Below are 21,759 nucleotides of genomic sequence, written 5' to 3' on the forward strand. Positions count from 1 at the left end.
TAAAAGTACTATTTAAAAATACAATATAAAAAGTAATATCAATACTTAAAATCAATTAACTGCCGCTAAATTTATTTGCTGTCTAGAATAATGTTTTAAAAATGTAACAGAAATAATTAAATATATTTATTTGTTTTATCATTTTTGCGTCTGTTTCAGCTAAAAGTTTTGGGTTTTTCATAGTAATTCCTGTGACCTGTGCCAAACCTGTAATACCTGGTTTGACTTTAAACACTCCCCTTTTTTTTCTCTCACTAATTAATCTCTTTTGATTTAATAAACATGGGCGAGGACCAACTAAGCTCATATCGCCTTTTAAAACATTATATAGCTGGGGAATTTCATCTAATTTTGTATTTCTTAAAAATTTTCCAAATGTTGTTAACTTTGTATTTTTTACGAGGTGAGTTGCAACAGATAATGTATTTACTGGCATACTTCTAAATTTAAACAAAATAAATGATCTTTGATATCTTCCAATACGAGTCTGAGAAAAAAGTGGAGAGCCATTATCAAACCAGCCAATAATTAATGTTATAATCAAAATAGGTGATAAAAAAATAAGCCCTAAAATAGAAAATAATAAATCAAATATTCTTATCATTACTAGAAACCATTTTTTTTATACCTTCCGAAATATTTATTTTAGGTGACCAATTTAATGTTTTACGTGTAAATAAACTATCAACTTTCAAAGAACCTACTAATCTATCAATTTCCTCTCTTCGATTTAAAATTTTTGCAATTATTTTAAGTAAAATAATTGGAACAGGAAACAAACGAGCTGATCGTCCCATTGAAAAAGATATATGCTTTATTAAATCTGGTGTAGAAACATCTTCACCATCAGATACTAAAAAAGTTTTTCCAGCTGCTGATTGGTGATCTATACATATTAAAATTAAATCAATTAAGTTATCTAAACCAATCATAGAACGTTGATTTTTAATCATACTAAAGGGTAATGGCACGCCAGATCGAACTAACATCAAGAGACGTTTTAAATTACCTTTAACTCCTTTTCCATATACAAGAGGTAAACGTAATATATTTACTTCTAATTTAGTTTTAGCTGCAACTTCCCACAACTCTTTCTCAGCTTTCCATTTAGCTAAACCATATAAACTTTTAGGTACAGGTTTGTCTTTATAAGTAAAAATATTTTTATGTTGATTATTATTGTCTAATACTACTTCACTGGTATTATCTCCATTTACCTTTATTGAACTTAAAAATATAATTCTTCTAACTCCAGCAGCAGCAGCTTGCGTAGCCAATTGTTTGGTTCCATCTACAATTGAGGACATATAATCCTTCTCTGTAAACAAATTTTTACTTTCCATTGCATGAGCTATTCCTGCACAATGAATAATACAATCAATGTTGGACAGTAAATGCATCCAATTTGTTTCAGAGTTTATATCTCCTACTGATGCATACTCAATGTTTAAATTATTTTTAACAATGGATTCATCTCGAACTATACCGCGGACTATTTTATTTTTTTTTATTAATTTATTACAAAGCGACTGACCAATAAATCCATTAGCTCCTGTAACTAAAATTTTATTCATCTATTTATCTTTTCAAATATTGTTTTGCACGTGAAATTATTTTATTAGTAAAAAAATTGATTTTATTTATAGGTAAATTATTTTTTTTTAACGATAGAATAATTTCCTGATTTTGTATAAAAATATTTTTAAAACTTTTATTTGTTGTACCGCCCATACGCATTTTAACCCAAATTTCTGGTACATATAAACACTGAATTTTATGTACTTCCAGAAAACGGATCATTAAATCAACATCTGAAGCTATTTTTAAGTCTAAATCAAAGTTTCCATATTTTTCAAAAATGGACCTCCTTACAAAAAATGTGGGATGAGGTGGACACCATCCCTTTGAAAATAAACCTGGCTGAAATTTACTTGATTTAAAATATCTTACAGTTTTAGATGCAGTCAATTTATCTACATAAATTAAGTCCGAATAACATGCATCAATCGTAGGATTGTTCATGAAAATATTTGCTACTGTAGATAAGACCTTATTATTTGCATAGAAATCGTCAGAATTAAGAAACCCAATAATATCACCAGTTGTGATTTTAATCCCTTTATTCATAGCATCGTAGATACCATCATCAGACTCACTAATTAAAGAAGCAAAATTATTACGTTGTGACTCTAGTATTGTTAAAGTTTCGTCATCGCTTTTTCCATCAACTATAACATGTTCAATATTTTTATATTTTTGCATCCTTACCGAAGTTAAGCACTGCTGAATAACTGAAGCGCTATTTAAAGTGACGGTAATAATTGAAATTTTCAAAATATTTTATCCTTTATAATTATTAAACCAAAACATAAAATATTTTTAGTTTATTTTAATCTTAAAAATACTTCTTTTTGAGGAAAATAAAAATAGAACTCATAAAAAAATTCAAATACATGAAATTTTTTTCATATTTAAATGAGCATATTAATATAAGCTTTTTGGTGATAATAAGCACATAAATCTAAATTAAGTTTTTTTCTTACTATTTTTCTAGAAAACCTACCAAATTGCTTTCTCAACTTTGGGTCTTTTAATAATTTTATTATTTTTAAAGATAAACTATTAGCATCACCAACTTTAACTATGTATCCATTTTTACCATTTTTAATAAATTTACTTATATCGCCTACATTAGTTGAAATGACTGCATTTTCCATAGCCATAGCTTCCCATACTGCTAATGGTGATGATTCATTGCTAGAACTGCAAACATATATATCAATTTTTTTTAGTATCGGTCTTATATCTTTTCTTGAACCAATAAAATGAACATTTCTAATTTTATTCCTTCTAATTAATTTTGATAAATATTCAAAATAATTTTTTTGACTCTTATATATAGGTCCTACTATTACAAAAATAATTTCTTTTTCAAAAGATAATAGTTTGGCAGCTGTTTTTATAAAAGTTGCATGATCTTTATTGGGATTTATATTTCCAACAGTTCCTATTACAATTTTTTTTCCTATTTTTTTTTTTTTGAAAAATTTCTCAGGATTAAGTTTTATATTTGGGTTAAACAAGTTTGTATTTACTGGAGATTGTATTAAGAAATTTTTTCTTTTATTAGGTATTAATTTTGAATAATATTTTTGAGTCCTCTCTGATGCAAAAATGAAACCATTTGCTAAATGACTTGTAAATGAGAAAATTTTTTTGATAATTTTTGGAGCATGAGTATCATTTAATTCCCAAATTACCTTTACCCCAGCTAATTTAGCAGCAAAGATACCTTTATTATGCAAACTTCCACCACTTACGTGTACTAAGTCGAATTTTTTTTTTTTTAATATTAATGCTAGCTTAATAACTTCAAATGGAAATAATATTATATACATAATTACTCCAAATAAACTTTTTTTTATAGAACTAAGTGGTAATGATAAATGTTTAACGTTAAGTAAATTACATTGTTTTTTAAGATCTTTTGAGTTTTTTTTTGGAAAAATTAAAGTTATTTCAACTTTCTTTTTTTTTAATGATGAAGCAACCATCAAATTACGTATTTGAGGGCCACCAATTCTCCCCTCCTCTATAATATTAGCAACCCGCACAGTATAAATAATTTTAATTTTTATATTTTATTTTAAAGAATTTTTTTAATATCCTTCATTGCTTGATTAATATCAAATTTATTCTTCCATTTTAATTCTTTTAATGCTTTTTTAGGACTACAATAAGAAGCTGGAACATCTCCTTTTCTCTTTTTTACAAATTTAAATGGAATAGATATTCCAATTTGTTTTTCAAATACTTTTACCATTTCTAAAACACTCAAACCTTTACCTGTTCCAAAATTATAAACTTCTAATCCTTTTTTCATTCTATTATTTTTTATCATTGCTACATGACCATCAGCTAAATCCATCACATGAATATAGTCTCTGACACCAGTTCCATCTTTTGTTTTATAATTTTTTCCGTAGATCCGTAGCTCTGGTAATTTTTTTTTAGCGACGCTTATAATATAAGGAAGTAAATTGCTTGGAATACCTTTGGAATTTTCTCTTATTATCCCTGAGCTATGGTTGCTTATTGGGTTAAAATATCTTGCAATTCTAACACTCCACTTTTTATCAAAATTTGATAAATCCATTAATATCCTCTCTATAATATATTTTGAATTACCATAAGGGTTCTTTGTTTTTCCAACATTTGCCGTTTCTTTGAGTGGTAATGATTGTCCGTGATTATAAACATTCGCTGAAGAACTAAATATAATTTTAAAAACATTTCTTTCTCTCATGCAGTCTAATAAAGATAAGGTTGATCCAATATTATTATCAAAATAATTAATTGATTTTTCACAACTTTCACTCACATCTTTATAACCAGCACAATGTATTACCGCATAACAAGAATGTTTTTTGAATATTGATTTTAATTTTTTTTTATTTTTTATATCTAGATTGTAATAAATTATTTTTTTTTTTGTAATTATCTCTAATTTTTTTATTACACTTTCGTTACTATTTGAAAAATTATCAATAATTATCGGATTGTAATTATTTTTTGCTAAGGATATAACACAGTGTGATCCAATGTAACCTGCACCACCTGTAATAAAAATATTTTTCATTTTATAGTGTTTATATCCTTTTTTACATTTAAACTAATTAACGATTTATTGCATTATTATTTCGATGCTCTGTAATCATCATGCCAAATAAAAATGTTAAAATAAATGCACCTTGTGAAAATTTAAATGTTTCATGAAAAAATCCATAAATAAGCATACCTATAAAACCATAAAGAAGATCTCGATGGTGATTTTTTAGATATTTAAAAACTTGAAATAAAATTAGTAAATAAAGATAAAAACCAATAAAGCCTACTCTAAAGAGAACATCGGCATATTGATTATGAGCAGAACATTCCATATCACTAAACATGATCCAGCATCCAAGAAAACCTGATCCAATAAATGGACTTAAAGAAACATAGTGTAAAATTTTTCCCCATAGATTTATTCTAAAACCTTCTGATGAATCCACATTACCAAACCTTTCAATCAGAGAATAAAAACCATCTAAAGAGAAGTAAGTAAATAATGTTCTTGAAAAATATAAAGATGTATTTGGAAACAATTTTTCTAATAAATTTACTAAAACAATAAAAATTATTGGTATCAAGAAAATAAAAGCTAATTTAAAAAATAATTTTTTTTTTATTAAAAATATATTACTGAAATAATATAATCCAAAAGTAGAAAGAAGAGCGACAATGGTGGTTCTTGAATATGTTATAAATATACCGCCTAAAATTAATATAATGACTGAGAGTTTTAAAATTTGAATTAATTTATTAGGAGGTTTATATAACATGGTAATCCAAAATGCTAAAAGGTAAACATATCCATATCGAGAACTTCCTACATAAAATTTTAAATTTCCATAATCCTCGATCAGAGTATAAATGAAAAACTTTCCTATTTTTTGAACCGCAAAATACAAAACGATTAAAACTACAGCAATTTTGAAAGCTTCAATTTTGTGTTTGTCTATATCAATTACTACATATGAAAAAAGAGTCATGAAAATTATAAAACTTAAAAACCTTCTATCTAAGTGCTGGAAGAGATTAGACTGATAAATTGTACCTATAATAAATATTAGAAAAAAAAATACTATCGTTAAAGTAACATTATTACTCGGTTTTTTTACTTTTCCTGTAAGCAAAATAAGAAAAAGCGGAAATAAAATAAAACTATAATTTGCAGATAAACCTGAAATTGAATATGGGTATAAAAAAATAATAAAAGAAGTTATTAAGAAAAAACTAGAAATTTTTTTTTTTAAACTTAATTTTTTAATTCGAAGCATATATTCTTATAATTAATACTAATGCCTTAAAAAATACAAAAAAAACTAAAATATTTAGTAAATTCTATTATATTTTCTATTACTATACCAAGGCTCTTTGGAAAGTGTATCAAGCATTGATTTTTCCATTAAATCAATATTTTCTCTAAATTTCGGCTCTTTACCTGAAAATTGATAATATGTTTGTCCTGGAAGGTGAGTGCCTCCTCCTTCAAGAGTAATAGTTGTGATATTTGCATATTTTTTAGCAATATTTAAAAAATCTTTTTCATATTCTGGAAAATTTTTTAAAATCCCTGTGCCTTTTTCATACCAACGTTGTGCTTTTGGTTTCTCATGAGTGTAGTCACATCCAACAAGAAATATTTCACTAAAACCCATATAAACAGCCAATGCAACAGCGCACCGAAAACTACCTGCATAAATATTTAAATTGCTATAATTACATTCTTGTAAAAATTTACTATTAGGATCATTTATCATTTTATAGACCCAGCATATATTTGGATCCCAAAGAGTTGGATAATTTGAAAGATTGACAAAAAAAGTTGTGTTACGTTGTTTTTTTATAAGCTCTTTAAATTTTTTTTGAACATAATTTTTAAAAATTTGCTTTCCAGTTGTTTCTACCATCCCTGGGTCTGGATCCCAATAATAAGGATAAAAATAATATGGTTCTGTAAATGTAGTATATTTTAGATTTAAATAACTTGATTGTTTATGGTATGCAATTTTATTCAAAGAAATGACTGGTTTATTTGAAAAGATAGATAAATCAAACCATTTTATACTAATTCCATCTCCAATAATATAACAAGACTCACCTTGATGAATATTTTTTAGTTTTAGAACAGATTTTAGAACAGGTTGAGCGACCTTAAAAATAATTTTATTTATTTTAGACAAATTTTCTTCAAATTTCATATATATAATTACCTAAGATTACTTTTTTTAATAATTTATATTTTAAATTTAATTTAAAATAATAATTAAGTTTTAAACTTAAAATTATTTAAGTAAATTAACTAAATATCATTATAAATATTATTATAAATGAACGAAATTTTAAAGCTCTATTTCCATTTTTTAAAACAAAGAATAAATCTTTTCTTGCACTGATAAAATCTTTTTTTTTATAATTAAACTTACCACTCATATATTTTATATTTGCTTCAAGTTTTAAATTTTCTTTATATGTTAAAAATTTTTTAAATTCTTTCACAGCATTTTTAGTAGGAATCGACATATCTTTTTTTGAAAGATTTTGATTATGTTCAAAATAATATCCGAGATATTTTGGTAAGTAAAAAAATTTATTAGTTAATTTAGAAATTTTTAACCACATATGATAATCCTCTGCAGCAGTAAATTCTTTGCTTTCATTTAAATATCCAGTTGAAACTAAGAATTTTTTTCGAACAACTACTGTAGAATTGCTAATAATATTACCACTCAAAAGTAAATCATTTAATATTGGTTTTTTTAATTGTCGTGTTTGAAATTTTTTTCTTGTCAAGAACTGTTGTTTGTTTTTAAATAATTTCAAGTCATGATAAATCAAGTCCACTTTGTCATTATTATAAATCATGCAATTTTGTAATTTATCTGATGACCACCAATCATCAGAGTCTAAGAATGCTATCCATTCACCTCTAGCAAGTTTAATACCTTTGTTTCTTGGGTTTGCAGGACCTCCTGAATTTTTTTGCCAAAAGTAATAAATTCTTTTATCTTTAAAGGATTTAACCATCTCTTTAGTACCATCCTCAGATCCATCATCTATAATTATTATTTCATAATTATTATAAGTTTGAGAAAGAACTGAACTTAGAGCAAATTTTAATCTTTCACAACGTTGATAAGTTGGAATTATTACTGAAATCAATGGGTTCATTAAATGTTGCTATTTAATAACTTTTTTTTACACATGATTTAAAATTTAGTACTGATTTTTTATATATCGTAATAATTTTTATTTAAATAAAATACATCAGCAAAAAAAGTTAAGTTATTAAAAAGACTATTGCTATACAAATAAATCCCGACCATTCTAAAATTATTTGGTAGTAAAAATTTCTCTATATCACTAAAAGAAAAATATTTTTCATAACAATTATCAAATACAACTTCTGTTACAATAGCTTTTATCTTATTTTTACTTAAAGTTTCTATGCTTCCCTCCAAAACTTTATCCTCGTACCCTTGGGTATCTATTTTCAACAAATCAATATGATTTATATTTTCACTATTAAAATATTTATCTAATGTAGAAATTTTAACTTTAGTTAACTTTGAAAATTCATTAACTGTTGTTTTTTCTTCTTTAGATCTTACCTCTGCCCATTTTGAATTTTTATTTATTTTATTGAAAGATGAAGCTCCAGTCTGTGCTGTAATGTTAAAATTTTTTTCTCCTATACTTTCTCCAAGAGCAAAATTATTTAGTTTTACATCTTGATCATTTTTAAACTTTTCAGACATTATTTCTATTTCTGATTTTATTGGTTCAAATGAATGAATGATTGGTTTTTTAAAAATTTTTTTAAATTTTGTTACCGACTGACCCTTATTTCCTCCTACATCAAAGATCATTGGATTTTCATCTATTTTTTCTTTTAATAAATCATCAAGTGAAGGATTTTTAAATTCTTTGTCTAGCTTTTTTATATCATAACCTAAATTATTAATTATTTTTTTTACTATTTTTTTCATTTTAAACTTTATTGATGATATTCAATTGAGTTAACATATTTAGGCTATAATTAAAACGTTAAATTATTAAATATGAATAAGAATAATTTAAATTTAAAAAAAATAATATATTTTTTTATAGTGTAGTGGTAGTTAATAACAAATGAACTATTTTTTTGCTTTTAAAAACAATATTTTAAAGTCTGAACTTCAAATTCCTTTGTTTAAAAATAGATCTACCAGACCTTCAAAATTAAAACTATTTAGATGCTATCCAAAAAATAATAAATGGGTTTTAGAAGATTTATCTGAAAAAAAAATAAACGATTACTTTTATATTTTAAATAATGACAATATTTCAAATAGTGATGTTTATTTTTTAGGACAAGATGGCTTGGACATTAATTTTAAGGGTGAAAAACTTATTGATTTTAATTCTTTCACTAACACTCAACCTGAATTTAGAGCAAACTTAAAAATATATATAGATGAAGGTGGTTTCTCTTCTTACCAATCAGAATACCCATATTCTATGGTTGTTAAGAAGGGTACTATTTTGAGTTCAGTTAGTTCGTTAGCTAATTCAGAGGCAGAAAAAAACTTTATTATCATAAAGAATATTTTTGAAAAACCAATTGAGCAAAATTTTAATGCATATTTAGTTAATATAAGAACAAAAAAAATTGAGGAAATATTTGAATTAAAAACAAATAATGCAAATTTTATTGAGATTAACAGCAAATTAATCAAACCTGAAATATTTTTAACTACAAAAGAATATTTAGGAATACCTATGTTTGTTTCTATAAAAAATAAATTTTTATCATTTGAACATACTCATCCACCACATGAGTATATTCTAAGTAATGATAAATATATTAAAATTAAAGATTTAAAAAAAGAAATAAATGAAATCAGTAATTAAAAAATTAAGTAGGACAAAATTCGCATTAGCTTTAAGAAATTCATTCAATATTAAACCAATACATTTAGATGCTAAAGAAAAAGGATATTTTACTACTGTAAGTGATGCGTTTCTTTGGAGAACAGATAATGGATATAAAACAAAATTTAAATATTCAGATATTTTAAATCTTTTTTATAAAATCAATAATTCTTGGGTTGAATTCCATTTTTTTTCAAAAGAAAATGAGCTTATAAAAATTAAAAAAGTAAAATCATTGAATTTATCAAATGAACTTTTAATAACTAAGGAGTTTTTAAATAATATTGAAGATTACGGAATATTTTACATTTATCATTACTCTCAAAATGAGAGAGGTCAACATGATCGATCAATAATAAGTAATAGGTGTTATTTGGGTTACTCTCAAAATAATAACTTATATTCTTTTGTTCACGGTAATATTTTAGCTAAATATACTAGTGTTAATAAAAAAGAAAGGATTTTAAGTGATATGGTTAAAACTTCTATATTTAAAAATCAGATCTATACAATTCAAAAATATTTTAAAGATTTTAGTAAAAATGAATTATTCTTCATAAATCCTACTTCTAAAAAAATTAAATTTTCTGTTGAAAATAAAGAATATGAATTAAATTCTCATTGTGGTAAGATGTTAGAAATAAACTCGAATATTATTTCAATAAAATCAAACTGTTTATTTTTTCGTCCAACAATATTTAGTTACAAGGGTAACTACATAGATGTTCACCATTCCTAATTATTTATTTAACTAAATTTTTCTTTTTTAGTCGTAGATAAATATTTTTTGCCTCTTTGTTACTTGTATTTATTAAATTACTAATTTGTTTTAAATTATTTGAACCATCCGCATATTGTAAAAAATCCAAAATATTTGCAACTTTTTTTTCTAAAGTTTGATTGTCTGGTGTTCCTACTAATTGATAAAGTCCTCTTTTGCCTAAATTAGGTTCACATATCTTTGTTGAAATTGGAAAATCTTTATTTTTATTATAATTTTTTATTCTACCAAAATTAATTTTTTCATCTTTCATCTTAAGTATTTTGTTCAAAACATATTTGTGAATTTTAAAAGATTTACTTAAGCCCTCTACAGATACAAAATTAAAATCATCTTTTGATGTATGGTATTCTTTATATGTATTATATTTTGACCTCATCATAGATATAACTGGTAAATCAACTCCTGGGGAACTAAACTGCCTTTCGTCAGAGCCTCTATGTAAGAATGAATATTTTTTTACTTTAAATCCCATTTTTTTATAGGCTTCATTACATAATTTATCTATAGATGTATCGTTATATTTGCTTGTTAACATTGAAAAATTTTTATTATCTCCAACACAAGTTAATACGAAGCCGAAGATTATATTTTTTATTTTTTTAAAATTTAAATTTATATAAGCTATTGAACCAATAGTTTCAGGTATAAATATAAATCTAATTGATTTTTCTAATTTTTTTTTATTTTTAAAATATTTAGCTAAAGCAATACTTAATAGTGGACCAGAAAGTTCATTATTTGCCATTGATGGATGACAAATATATGTGGAAAGTAAAATTTCTTTTTTTGATTTACCTGGAATTAATAATTCACCATAATGCATACGTCCTGCTTTTTTAAAATTAGATGAAATATTTATATAAAATGTATCAGTATCTTTATAATCAGAATTGATTCTATCAAATTGATTTTTTGTTACACAAAATCCCCAATCTTTTTTATAGTAAGATGTGACGTATGGAATTGCATTTGGAAAGTCTTTTAAAAAATAAAGTTTCTTCAATAAATCTTTTTTTTTAATTTTTCTATTTTGAGGTATTGAATAATTGACGATATGTAAATTACTAATTTTAAAATCAATAATTTTTTTTAAATTTTTATCAATGATATATGCATCATTAATATTCCATTCTTGAGGAATCTTCCAATCAAATACTTTTCTTCCAGATGAAATTTTTTTTATTTCAAGGTTTTTTAAATGTTCTTTTTTAATTTCTTTTAAAGTTTTAAGTGTACCCTTACCTGTTATACTTCTACAAATAGGAAAAATTTTCTTTCCAAAATTGATTAAATCTTTCATTTGTTAACTCACTTATCAATAATTAGAAATTTTATTTAAACTTGGTTTATATTCTAGATATGTGTAAATATCATCTTGGAATAGTTTTGTTGCAACTTTAAAAAAATCTCTCATTTTAAAACTCCATATCTTCAGACCGGATTTATGTTTTATGTAATTTAATTTTTTCTGTTTTTCTAAAATATTAAAAAAATGTTCATTAAGTTTAATTTTTTTCTTTGAGTTGACTTTATTGAAAAAAACACTCTGAAAAAAATCATCTTCATAGAATTTATTTTTTATTTTTATTTTATGTTTAAACGATTTGCTATATCTATACGGAACACCAATTATTGTCTCTATATGATGAACTAACGTGACAGCTTTAGAGGGATGTATACCAATATTTACTTGCATAAAATCTAAATCTAACATTTTTGACCAAGGTGAACCATGGCCGTAAGCGTGTTTAGAAACATTTTTTAAGACCTTAGCATTATAACCAATTCCGCAAATAGACCAAAATGGATGAATTGTTCTAATAGATTTTTTTTTGTGTCTTATATATTCAGCAAAAGGTCCCATGTTATTACTCGCTGTGTTTTCAACATCAAAAATAATTTTTGAATTACAAAGATTTAAAGTTGCTGTAGGAACAAATATTGAATTATTTTTTCCCATAGATTTAGTAAGACATTTATATAACAAATCTAGTTTTGTTTGTTTTTTTATTCTGATTTTTGAAATGTCGGTCAAATTTGAAGTGATGTAAATATTTTTATTTTTATTAATTTTTAGTTTTTTAAAACAGAACAAAAACTCTTTTTCAAATTCCTGAATATTCATTTATTTTTTTTTAAAAAATTTTCAGCGCCTAAATATAAGTGTGGTGGTATAAATCTTTTACGGGATAATGAAAAGCTTTTATTTTTTGACTTATTGTTCAAATATTCTTTTATTATTTTTTTTGCGAAGACTAATTTATAGTGATGATCCTTAGAAATATTCTTGAACTTAGTTTGTTTTATTTTTTCAGGTTTTTTCATATAGTTAGTATCAATATTTACTAAACTTAAGTTTATTTCACCAATTTCTAAATTATCTTGCATAAAATTTATTGATGACCAGTATATATTTTGGGTTTCTATCAGTGGAAAAGGCGTGTGAATATATTGTTTCTTATGTTTAGAAATATTTTTTGAAATGTTATCTATAATTTCCCAGTATTCAAAATGATATGGTTCTGGAAAGGGCCAAAATCCACTATCCAAACAAAAATCATAATGTCCATAATGAACATATTGAATGATTTTATAATCTCTGTCTGCCTCAAGAATTTCATTTAGATTTTTTAAGCCCTTTTGGGTTTCAATCATTGGCACTATAGAAAAATTATTAATATTTTTCGTTAAAATTTGATCATAACAATTTTTCACCTGACTATAAGTTTCAACTTTTGGCAAAAAAATTCCTTTTATTGTAGATTTCTTTTTTAAGATTTCTGAAATTGTTTCAACATCTTTCTCGTAAAAATCAGTGTTTTGAGAATTAATTCTTACATATGTCATTGTATTTTTTAGAATATTATTGTCTGAAAGATATTTTAAACCTTCTCTAGATATTCTTTTTAAATTTTCATTATTATTTTTATCAAATAAGTCTTGTGCACTATCCTCCATATCTAAAATAATAGAAATGTTAAATTTTTTAAATTTTTTTAAAATAAGGTTAATAGCTTTATATCTAACTAGGCATATATATAAAAAAAGATTTAAGGACTTCATAAAAATATTAACTTTAAGACATATTGAGCTTAGAAAATAATAATAATATATTTTTTTAATTAAAAATAGTTTAATCTATAAATTTTAATTAATAATCTTTTAAATAATTAAGAACAAGTATTTAATAAAGCTATATTTAATTAGAACTTAAAATACTATTTTTAATTATTAATTAAATTGTATATAAGATTTCAATGATCCTAGGAATAATACCAGCAAGATTAAAATCTAAGAGATTACCAAATAAACCTCTACAAATTATTGATGGCGTGCCTCTTTTAGTGCATGTTTTAAAAAGATCTTTGATGTCTAAAAAGTTAGACAAACTAATAGTTTGTACAGATAGCATGAAAGTTGTAGATCTGGTAAAAAAATACAACCTAGATGCTTACATGACTAGTAAAAATATTAAAAATGGTACCGACAGGATTTCATTATTTCTTAAAAAAAATAAAAAAAGATTTAAAAATTTAAAATTAGTTGTTGATATACAATGTGATGAAATTTTTTTAAATCCAAGTTATTTAGATAAAGCTATTAATTTTCATATAAAAAATATAAAAAAATATGATGTAGTGATTCCACATACTTTAACTAACGAAAAAAATAATAACAATTATGTTAAGATAATTTCCAATCAAGTAAACGATATATTGTATTTAACCAGGGCTGATGCGCCTCATCCATTCAGATCAAAAAAAAAACCTTTTAAAAGACACCAAGATTTTGTGACCTTCAAACCAGATTTTATAAAAAAGTTTAAAGATTTAAAAAATAGAAATTTAGAAGAGTACGAGGGAATAGAATTGCTCAGGGTTATAGAAAATGGTTATAAAATTGGCACTCTGCAATTCAAAAATGATAGTTTTTCAATAAATACTAAAAAAGACATATTAAGATCATTATTATTAATTCAAAAAGATAGATTAAGAAAATATTATTAATGAAAGATAAAAGAAATAAATCTTTCTTAATATTTGACCTTGATGGAGTAATTTTTGACTCAAAAAAAAATATGGAGTTAGCATGGAATAAAACATCAAAAAAATTTAAATTAAAGGTAAGTTTTAAATCATATTTTCAAAAAATAGGTATGCCTTTTTTAAAAATCTTAAAAACTTTAGGCATTGAACAAAATCCTAAAATTTATAAGTGTTTTAGAGAAGAATCTTTAAAAAACATAAATTTGATTAAACCATATAAAGATGTCTTGAAAGTATTTAAATTATTTGAAAAACAGAATATTAAATTTTCTATAGTAACCTCAAAAGATTATAAAAGATCAAAATTTTTATTAAAAAAATTTAAAATAAATCCTACTTCTATTCATTGCCCAAATAAAAAAATGAGAGGAAAACCACACCCAGATCAACTAATATACTCTTTAAAAAGAAACAATTTTACTCCAAAATATTCATATTTTATTGGAGATACCAACATAGATTTTTTAGCAGCGAAAAGAGCTAAGATGAATTTTATTTTTGCTAAATATGGATATGGTAAAAATAATAAATTGTACAAAAATAAAATATCTAACTTTAAAGAAATAAAAAAATTTATAAAAAAATAATATTTAATATAATTAAATAAAAATAATAAATTTAATTATGTATTTATTTTTCAATAAACTTACGCCATAAAGAAAAATCTTCATTTAAATATAAATACTCATTTTTTTCTTCATTATTAATTTCTATTTCTGAGGTAACAATTAGTTTATTAAATATTTCAGACAAAGAAATCACATCATAAACAAAATATAAGTTTTCAGCTTTATTAATAGCGGGAATGGGTAATGTTGATAAAGAAATAAGTGATACTGTTTGTTTTTTTTTAACAACGGACTCTAATAAAACTGACGAACCATTTGCGGCATAGACTATATCTGACAATTCAAGAGCTTCAGATACTGTGCCATTAACTATTTCAAAATTAGGAAAGTTTTTAATTGATGATTTTATCATAGAACCAACTTTTAGAAGAGGGTGTTCTTTTATATATACTTTTTCAAATTTATTATTTGATAGTGCAAAATATTCTAACAATTCTTTTGTTTCATTTGGAAGTATTGAAGTAATTATCAAAATTGATTTTTTTAGCTTTGAAATTTTGTTGTAAATTCTATAACTTTTTTTTGTTAAATAGTTAAATCTTTGTGCCTCTATTTCTATTATCTGATCAGAGTCAAAACCATCATTTAATAAAAGTGATTTACTAAAGTTACTATTAACTCCAACAAATGAAGGTGTATAATGATAAGGGTGAATTAATTTAGAGTGGTAAAAATTCATCATATTTTGTCTAACAACAGAATGGATTACACCTTTCGTAATTATGCCCTTTTTTTTTGCAATTTTATTTAGCATTGCTTCCCAAGGTTGAAACTCCATTAAATAAATAATTTCATTTATTTGAGGATTTAACTTTAAAAAATTTAAAATTTTTTTTTCTAAAATCATTAATTCAATCAATAAAATTGATTTTGAAGTTATCCAATCATTTTTGATTAAATAAAAATAATCAATTTTCTCAAAAAAGAAAAGATTTTTAGTATTAATTTTTTCTAATTTTTTTTTTACTTTAAGGAAATTAAATATAATTTTTTGTAAATCTTTCGACGAAAAGAAAGCGTCTAGAAAACCAAACGTATTTATTTTATTTTTTAATTTTTCATTTTCCTTCCCAAGAGTTGAAATATTTCCTACAAATAAAAAAAGCCAACCATAAGTTTTACTTAGCAAAGATGAGGCAGCTTCATAATATTTACTATAAAATCCATTTTCACAAGATTGACCGCCTGGATAATAATAACATATTGCAACCTTTTTTGATTGGTTAATTGAAGGAAGGATCTTTTGTTTTTTTTTTTTATATTCTGAATATAAGCAATATAGAACTGAAAATACGGTATTTTTTTTTGCAAAATTTTTTATTTTTTCAATACTATTTTTTTTATTTTCAAAACTTAATATTTCGAAGTAGAAACTAAAATTATTTATATTTGAATTAAAAAAATTCTTAATTTCTTCTGATACATTAATAAGAACAACTTTAGTAAATTTTTCTTTTTTAATATATTCAATTAGTAAATATAACTTAAAAAATTGATAAATTGAGGTAGTTTTGTTAGGTGAAGCTTCAAAAAAAAGATTAGATAATATATACTTAAAATCTTCATCCTTATCTAATTCGGGTTTTATTTTTTTAAAAACTTGATCTTGAAATGACATCCATTTTTCAGTCAAAAAAATTTCCTTTTCTTTAAAATTTTTTAAAATTGAAAATTGATTTTCAAATTCCTCATTTTCTTTATCAAGAAAAACAACTTTTGAAGTTTTTATTATTTTATTTATTAATTTTAAATTATTACCTCCAATAATGTAAAGTTTTTCAGTTTCCATGTTAATTAATCAATTTTTTAATAATTATGTCTGCAACTTTATATAAACCCTCATAAGAATTTAAATTTTTATCTCTATTTAAAATTTTTTTATTATTTATCATTGAATTAAAACTGCTTATCAAAGAATTTTTACTTACGTTTTTTAATTCACCTATATACATAGCTTTACCGGTACTCGCCCATGCTTTTGACTGTTCTATTTGATTGTTAGTAGTAGAAATTATAATAAAGTGGAGGCCACATGAGTCTAGCTCGTAAGTTGTAGTGCCACCAGCTGTGACTGCAATATCACAAGATAAAAAGATACTTACTAAATCTTTTGGGTCTATATACATGTCAACTTTATTTGATCCATTATTTTCAATCCATTCGTTTATAATTTTGTTATTAGGATTATTTTGCCCTGAAACCACTACAAATTTAAAATTATTAGGTAAATGTGGTAATAAAGTAGATAAAACAAATATAATTCCACCATAATCATTGCCACCACCAAAAGTTACCAGTATTCTTTTATTTGGATTTATATTGTTATTTTTTTTTACTTTTGCAAACTCTGGTCTTAAAATCGCATATTCTGGTCCAAGCAATAATTCTGCCTTTTTGTTTTGAACAATATTTTTTAACTCATTCTCATGTATTCTAGGTATTGGATTCAAAATAATATCGGCCCAAATGGGTCGACTATTTTCTTTATGGTCAAACTGTAACCATCTTAAACCCTCTTTACGTAAATTAAGTTGATAACTTTCATTAATACGATAATCGTCTAATATTAAAAAGCATTGATGATTTTTTTTGGCGATTTTAATTAACATTTCTGAATCTTGCTCAGTTGAATTCCAATACTCAACTGGTATCCAATCTTTAAATATATATTTATCTGAATCAATTTTATATTTTTTTTGGGGCCCAACCATTATGCAACTTTGCCCCTTCGACTTTAAAGCATGAGCCAATGCACGACAGCGATTTAAATGACCAAATCCTACACTTGAACTCACATTTAATCGAAAAATAATTGTCATTTTCTTATTAAGTATTGATATAAATTATATTATTTTATCTTAAAAACTAGCTCAAACGACGGAAATCTTTATTACAAACCTCGCCCTCAAGAAATTCATTAATAGATCTACCTTGTTCACATTCAGCTATTAAATTAAAGACTTGGTCTAAAGCTTCCTCATAACCTTGAAGCACATCTTCATTATGTTCTGTACATACATAAACCGAATTACTTGCCAAATATCCACGTTTCAACATCTCTTGAGTAATTAAAGTTTTGTATTCTAAGTTTGACTCTGATTCAAATCGCATTTTAATTAAAGCAGGTAAACCATATATCGTTATAGGAAGTTTATATTTGTTTGATAATTTCTTCCAAATCGTAGAAATTTGATTTCCAATTTTAGTTATTTTTTCCCAAGATTTTTCTCTTTGCATAACCTCTAGTGTTTTTAAAGCAGCAGTTGGTCCAATTCTTTCTGTCCAAAATGTACTGCTGATAAAAGTTGTTTGAGCTGCATCCATTACTTCTTGGCGACCAATTATTGCTGTAATCGCGTATCCATTTCCTAATGCTTTACCAAACATTGCCATATCTGGCTCCACGTTATATTTTTTATGCAAACCACCAAAAGTTTCTCTAAAACCAGTCGTGCATTCGTCAAAAACAAGTACTATACCTTTATCTGTGGCTAATTGACGAACATTTTGCAAAAAATTATTTTCAGGTCCTACAGACCTAGCTACCTCCATTTTGATAACACCAATATCGTGTTTTTTAACTAACGACTCTAATTCATCTATTTGATTATAGTTGAAGGGGAAAACTGTATTTTTTAAATTTCTTGGTACACCTTTTGGCTGAAGACCAGGTAACAAATGTCCGTCTAAACCCTTATCATCACTCAAATTTGCTGATAAGTACCAATCATGCCAACCATGATAACCACAGATTGCAACTTTATCTCTACCTGAAGCAGCGCGAGCAATACGTATTGCAATTGCATTTGCTTCTCCTCCACTTCTTGCAAAACGAGCCATATCAGCCCATGGATGCATATCAATCAATTTCTCAGCTAAATAAACTTCCTCTGGACAATTTAAAGTTGACATATTTCCATTATTCACTGTTCTTTTGACCTCTTCATCTACTTCTGGATGCCCATATCCTAACGAATTAGTTCCAATACCCATAATAGACATATCTACAAGTTCATTGTCATCTAAATCCCAAACTCTACAACCTTTTGCTTTGCTAAAATAAGCTGGCCATTTTCCAGGCAAAAACATTTCTGGTCGTTTTGACAAAAGCATATTTCCACCTGGTATTATTCTTTTGGCTCTTTTATACAACTTTTGACCTGTGTTTAAAAAGGCACCCTCATTATTTTTTATTTTTTTATTAACTAAAAATAAATAAGGTTTTTGTTTTTGTAGCTCTAATATCTGAAGCCAATTGAAATTTTTATTCGGATAAAAATTTTTAAATATAGTATCAACTAAAATTAAATCTTCTGGTTCATCTACGGTCCATCTTAAATTAGATAAATCTTCTTTATATGTAAGAGAAGATTTTGTAAAACTTTTTGATCTTCGAATATAAGATGTTACATGCTCTTTATCAAAATTAGATTTTGTTTCATTATTTGCACGTTCAATAGATTTAAATGTCATAACTGATATATCCAGACCATCAGGAAAAGTTCTAGGGTCGGTATTAGAAAAATAATCTACTTTGGATTTTTTAAAACCTCTTATACATTCATCGACTAGAGCAGCATCTATTAAAGGACAATCTGCTGTAATACGAACTATTACATCAGCACCCACAACTTTAGCTGACTCATAAAATCTATTTAGTACATTTTTGTCACTTCCTCTTGTACATCTATAACCAAGAGACTCTACTAAAGATTGCAATTTATCATTTTCCACTTTTTCAGAAGTAGCAACTACAATTTCATCTAGTTGATCAGATTTCGATAATCTTTCTAAAAGTAATTCTATTAATGGCTTATCAACAATAGTTCTTAAAACTTTTCCTGGCAATCTTGTTGATCCCATTCTTGCCTGAACCAGTCCAACTATTTTCATAATTTACTCTTTGTTAATGAATTAAATAAATCAATTATACTTTTATAATGTTTCATTTTTTATGACAACAAAATCTGTTTAAGTTCAGCAGCAGGTTTTTGACTCAAATTTGAATATCGCATACAAAATTTTTTTCTCGCATTTTGTACATTTTCTTGAGACCACCAATTATTAACATCGTCCCATATAGCGTTCACTTTGTCCGCTACAGATTTTGTTGAGAAATGTACTATTCCAGCGTCAACAAGCAATTGATAATATGGTTTTGCACTATCACGCAAATGATCAAACCCATTTTGCCAAAAAGCTAAAGTAGGAACGTTTAAAGATAAAGTTTCTAGAATACCTGTTGAATCATAACTATGAACTACCAATCTACTTTGTAAAATTAAATTATTAATATTAGAAATTCCTTTATCTATTTTTATCATTTTATCATAATCAGCCCATCTTAATTCATCACACCATTCTTTACTTTGATAGTTAACATTGAATAATCTAACTATAAGTTTTTGTCTTGGTTCTTTATCAAGTTGACTTACAAATTTTTTTTGATCATTTAAATATTGAATATACTCAAACTTTCTATCATGTGTGTTATCATTTTTTGTGAAGCCTTCCTGAACTAATAACAATGAGCCCTTTGGATCAAAATTTAATTTTTTATTACCTGAAGTTTTAAAGATAAATCCAGGTGTATGTTGTGGTAATCCGTCTGTCCATCCCCATGTTATAAATTTATCTGATGTTATCTCCTCTATTCTTGGAAATTTATGTTTTTGAGTTCCATAATTGCAACCATGCTGGCCTACAAAATATTTTGTATTATCCTCTACCTTAAGTGCTGACCACAACTTGAAAACTTCATTTTGGTAAAAACTATTACTTGTAAATATAAATTTAGGTGACTTAGGCCAAGGTCTTTTTTTTACAATCTCATGAAGATCTGAAAATCCTTCAAGGTAACATTTGGGCAATAGCTCAAAAGATAATTGACGAATAACATTTTCTAAAATACCTCCTCTATTTTTAGAGAACATATTTTTTAAATTATTTCTTAATTTAACATCTGTCTGTTTCTGTGAAAATTTTGATAAATTATATCCATCTCCCTGCATTTTCCATAATTGAGGTACTTGGCCTAAAGCTAATTCTAATTTTATTTCCTCAATTGTTGGAAGATAGCTATTAATTACGAATGCATCTTTATCTCTTACAAATTTATTTGCTATTTTTCCATAGGCTCTACAGCTCCAATTAAAAATACTTTTTTTTAAACTTCCTTGCAAAACTTTTTTGCTTTTGTATTCAATACTTTCATAATCACTAACAACACTATTTGTTTTAAGAATTTCAACTGGAAAACTTACTTCTTCTATTAAACTTATAATTCGTGCATTTAGAATATTATGCCATTTATAATTATCTGGTGAGTAAAGTGCTGTAATAAAATCTGTTGATACTAGAGTATCAACATCACTTTCGTAAACAGTAGTGCCAGATATTTCATGATTTTTTAAACATTCTTTAATGGAATGTACGCGATTAAGAATGTCCCTAACTATATGCTTAAACCAATGTCCTATAATTATTCTCCAGAATCTTTGACTATAATTTTTTTGATGATGTTTATTTAACAGTCCACATAATTCAGGAAACAACTTTTCTTCTAAGATTAAAGACTCGGAATGATCAGAATTTTTCTGATGTAAAGATACACCATATGGCTCAGCAACTATCGCATCCATTGTTTGCCAGATTTCTTTTCGATTATATAATCGACACCATTCACCTAAAAAAATAACTGGACGGTCAAATTTCCAAGTTTTTTCATCAGCTGTGGTGATGAGATAACGTTTTTGATTATTCAATAATTTTTCCTTAATTT

Annotated in this window: 20 protein-coding genes; 4 read left to right on the plus strand and 16 right to left on the minus strand. The window is 25.2% G+C overall.

Going from position 1 to position 21,759, the window contains the following annotated elements:
* Positions 1-82 precede the first annotated feature (82 nt).
* From DT059_RS01585 to DT059_RS01625, 9 genes are all read right to left on the minus strand, one after another.
* Entirely contained in the window at positions 83-604 is a 522-nt protein-coding gene (locus DT059_RS01585; protein WP_145596178.1) for a sugar transferase, read from the minus strand.
* Positions 588-1,574 (minus strand): NAD-dependent epimerase/dehydratase family protein, encoded by a 987-nt coding sequence (locus DT059_RS01590; RefSeq protein WP_145596180.1) that lies wholly within the window; start codon positions 1,572-1,574, stop codon positions 588-590. Before DT059_RS01590 ends, DT059_RS01585 begins: the two co-directional genes overlap by 17 nt.
* 4 nt (positions 1,575-1,578) lie before the next feature.
* A complete protein-coding gene (locus DT059_RS01595; protein WP_145596181.1) occupies positions 1,579-2,334 on the minus strand; it encodes a glycosyltransferase family 2 protein in 756 nt (251 codons plus the stop codon).
* 137 nt (positions 2,335-2,471) lie between these two features.
* The gene (locus DT059_RS01600; protein WP_145596183.1) at positions 2,472-3,614 is read right to left on the minus strand and encodes a glycosyltransferase family 4 protein; all 1,143 of its coding nucleotides are present in this window, start codon (positions 3,612-3,614) and stop codon (positions 2,472-2,474) included.
* Between the two features lie 32 nt (positions 3,615-3,646).
* Positions 3,647-4,639: a UDP-glucose 4-epimerase GalE gene (gene galE / locus DT059_RS01605; protein WP_145596185.1), complete on the minus strand. Its 993-nt coding sequence runs from the start codon at positions 4,637-4,639 to the stop codon at positions 3,647-3,649.
* A gap of 37 nt (positions 4,640-4,676) precedes the next feature.
* Positions 4,677-5,882, minus strand: coding sequence for an O-antigen ligase family protein (locus DT059_RS01610; protein ID WP_145596188.1), 1,206 nt, complete (start codon positions 5,880-5,882; stop codon positions 4,677-4,679).
* A gap of 54 nt (positions 5,883-5,936) precedes the next feature.
* A complete protein-coding gene (locus DT059_RS01615) occupies positions 5,937-6,806 on the minus strand; it encodes a hypothetical protein (protein ID WP_145596190.1) in 870 nt (289 codons plus the stop codon).
* Positions 6,807-6,903: 97 nt separating this feature from the next.
* Positions 6,904-7,776, minus strand: a complete 873-nt coding sequence (locus DT059_RS01620; RefSeq protein ID WP_145596193.1) for a glycosyltransferase family 2 protein — start codon at positions 7,774-7,776, stop codon at positions 6,904-6,906.
* A gap of 59 nt (positions 7,777-7,835) precedes the next feature.
* Positions 7,836-8,594, minus strand: coding sequence for an FkbM family methyltransferase (locus DT059_RS01625; protein WP_145596195.1), 759 nt, complete (start codon positions 8,592-8,594; stop codon positions 7,836-7,838).
* Positions 8,595-8,736: 142 nt separating this feature from the next.
* Here DT059_RS01625 and DT059_RS01630 point away from each other — a divergent pair, with 142 nt between their 5' ends.
* Together DT059_RS01630 and DT059_RS01635 are read left to right on the plus strand one after the other, a co-directional pair.
* On the plus strand, positions 8,737-9,498 hold the full coding sequence (locus DT059_RS01630; protein ID WP_145596197.1) for a hypothetical protein: 762 nt from the start codon (positions 8,737-8,739) through the stop codon (positions 9,496-9,498).
* Positions 9,482-10,258 (plus strand): hypothetical protein, encoded by a 777-nt coding sequence (locus DT059_RS01635; RefSeq protein ID WP_145596199.1) that lies wholly within the window; start codon positions 9,482-9,484, stop codon positions 10,256-10,258. The genes DT059_RS01630 and DT059_RS01635 overlap by 17 nt, the downstream gene beginning before the upstream one ends.
* 4 nt (positions 10,259-10,262) lie before the next feature.
* Here the strand turns inward: DT059_RS01635 and DT059_RS01640 are convergent, their stop codons facing one another.
* The 3 genes from DT059_RS01640 to DT059_RS01650 are packed head-to-tail and all read right to left on the minus strand — an operon-like array spanning position 10,263 to position 13,366.
* Positions 10,263-11,603, minus strand: coding sequence for a DUF4910 domain-containing protein (locus tag DT059_RS01640; protein WP_145596201.1), 1,341 nt, complete (start codon positions 11,601-11,603; stop codon positions 10,263-10,265).
* A gap of 15 nt (positions 11,604-11,618) precedes the next feature.
* Positions 11,619-12,428 (minus strand): AAC(3) family N-acetyltransferase, encoded by an 810-nt coding sequence (locus tag DT059_RS01645; RefSeq protein ID WP_145596203.1) that lies wholly within the window; start codon positions 12,426-12,428, stop codon positions 11,619-11,621.
* Positions 12,425-13,366 carry an aldolase/citrate lyase family protein gene (locus tag DT059_RS01650; RefSeq protein WP_145596205.1) on the minus strand — a complete coding sequence of 314 codons (942 nt, stop codon included), beginning with the start codon at positions 13,364-13,366 and terminating at the stop codon, positions 12,425-12,427. Before DT059_RS01650 ends, DT059_RS01645 begins: the two co-directional genes overlap by 4 nt.
* 194 nt (positions 13,367-13,560) lie before the next feature.
* Here DT059_RS01650 and DT059_RS01655 point away from each other — a divergent pair, with 194 nt between their 5' ends.
* Both DT059_RS01655 and DT059_RS01660 read left to right on the plus strand, forming a co-directional pair.
* Positions 13,561-14,310 (plus strand): cytidylyltransferase domain-containing protein, encoded by a 750-nt coding sequence (locus DT059_RS01655; RefSeq protein WP_145596207.1) that lies wholly within the window; start codon positions 13,561-13,563, stop codon positions 14,308-14,310.
* Positions 14,310-14,936, plus strand: a complete 627-nt coding sequence (locus DT059_RS01660) for an HAD family hydrolase (RefSeq protein WP_145596209.1) — start codon at positions 14,310-14,312, stop codon at positions 14,934-14,936. Before DT059_RS01655 ends, DT059_RS01660 begins: the two co-directional genes overlap by 1 nt.
* 43 nt (positions 14,937-14,979) lie before the next feature.
* Here DT059_RS01660 and DT059_RS01665 read toward each other — a convergent pair whose 3' ends face one another.
* The 4 genes from DT059_RS01665 to DT059_RS01680 are packed head-to-tail and all read right to left on the minus strand — an operon-like array spanning position 14,980 to position 21,742.
* Complete coding sequence (locus DT059_RS01665) at positions 14,980-16,767, minus strand: hypothetical protein (RefSeq protein ID WP_145596211.1); 1,788 nt, start codon at positions 16,765-16,767, stop codon at positions 14,980-14,982.
* A gap of 1 nt (position 16,768) precedes the next feature.
* Positions 16,769-17,797: a UDP-2,4-diacetamido-2,4,6-trideoxy-beta-L-altropyranose hydrolase gene (gene pseG, locus DT059_RS01670; protein ID WP_145596213.1), complete on the minus strand. Its 1,029-nt coding sequence runs from the start codon at positions 17,795-17,797 to the stop codon at positions 16,769-16,771.
* Positions 17,798-17,843: 46 nt separating this feature from the next.
* Complete coding sequence (locus DT059_RS01675) at positions 17,844-19,871, minus strand: aminotransferase class III-fold pyridoxal phosphate-dependent enzyme (protein ID WP_145596215.1); 2,028 nt, start codon at positions 19,869-19,871, stop codon at positions 17,844-17,846.
* Between the two features lie 59 nt (positions 19,872-19,930).
* The gene (locus DT059_RS01680; protein WP_168189253.1) at positions 19,931-21,742 is read right to left on the minus strand and encodes an LIC12162 family transferase; all 1,812 of its coding nucleotides are present in this window, start codon (positions 21,740-21,742) and stop codon (positions 19,931-19,933) included.
* Between the last annotated feature and the right edge of the window lie 17 nt (positions 21,743-21,759).

The sequence above is a fragment of the Candidatus Pelagibacter sp. FZCC0015 genome (genome assembly GCF_007833635.1).
Classification (GTDB): domain Bacteria; phylum Pseudomonadota; class Alphaproteobacteria; order Pelagibacterales; family Pelagibacteraceae; genus Pelagibacter.

Bases quoted from the DNA above. Each gene is read 5' to 3' on its own strand.
- DT059_RS01585 (WP_145596178.1), bottom strand. From the start codon at position 604: ATGATAAGAATATTTGATTTATTATTTTCTATTTTAGGGCTTATTTTT.
- DT059_RS01590 (WP_145596180.1), bottom strand. From the start codon at position 1,574: ATGAATAAAATTTTAGTTACAGGAGCTAATGGATTTATTGGTCAGTCG.
- galE (WP_145596185.1), bottom strand. From the start codon at position 4,639: ATGAAAAATATTTTTATTACAGGTGGTGCAGGTTACATTGGATCACAC.
- DT059_RS01610 (WP_145596188.1), bottom strand. From the start codon at position 5,882: ATGCTTCGAATTAAAAAATTAAGTTTAAAAAAAAAAATTTCTAGTTTT.
- DT059_RS01615 (WP_145596190.1), bottom strand. From the start codon at position 6,806: ATGAAATTTGAAGAAAATTTGTCTAAAATAAATAAAATTATTTTTAAG.
- DT059_RS01620 (WP_145596193.1), bottom strand. From the start codon at position 7,776: ATGAACCCATTGATTTCAGTAATAATTCCAACTTATCAACGTTGTGAA.
- DT059_RS01625 (WP_145596195.1), bottom strand. From the start codon at position 8,594: ATGAAAAAAATAGTAAAAAAAATAATTAATAATTTAGGTTATGATATA.
- DT059_RS01630 (WP_145596197.1), top strand. From the start codon at position 8,737: ATGAACTATTTTTTTGCTTTTAAAAACAATATTTTAAAGTCTGAACTT.
- DT059_RS01635 (WP_145596199.1), top strand. From the start codon at position 9,482: ATGAAATCAGTAATTAAAAAATTAAGTAGGACAAAATTCGCATTAGCT.
- DT059_RS01640 (WP_145596201.1), bottom strand. From the start codon at position 11,603: ATGAAAGATTTAATCAATTTTGGAAAGAAAATTTTTCCTATTTGTAGA.
- DT059_RS01645 (WP_145596203.1), bottom strand. From the start codon at position 12,428: ATGAATATTCAGGAATTTGAAAAAGAGTTTTTGTTCTGTTTTAAAAAA.
- DT059_RS01650 (WP_145596205.1), bottom strand. From the start codon at position 13,366: ATGAAGTCCTTAAATCTTTTTTTATATATATGCCTAGTTAGATATAAA.
- DT059_RS01655 (WP_145596207.1), top strand. From the start codon at position 13,561: ATGATCCTAGGAATAATACCAGCAAGATTAAAATCTAAGAGATTACCA.
- DT059_RS01660 (WP_145596209.1), top strand. From the start codon at position 14,310: ATGAAAGATAAAAGAAATAAATCTTTCTTAATATTTGACCTTGATGGA.
- DT059_RS01665 (WP_145596211.1), bottom strand. From the start codon at position 16,767: ATGGAAACTGAAAAACTTTACATTATTGGAGGTAATAATTTAAAATTA.
- pseG (WP_145596213.1), bottom strand. From the start codon at position 17,797: ATGACAATTATTTTTCGATTAAATGTGAGTTCAAGTGTAGGATTTGGT.
- DT059_RS01675 (WP_145596215.1), bottom strand. From the start codon at position 19,871: ATGAAAATAGTTGGACTGGTTCAGGCAAGAATGGGATCAACAAGATTG.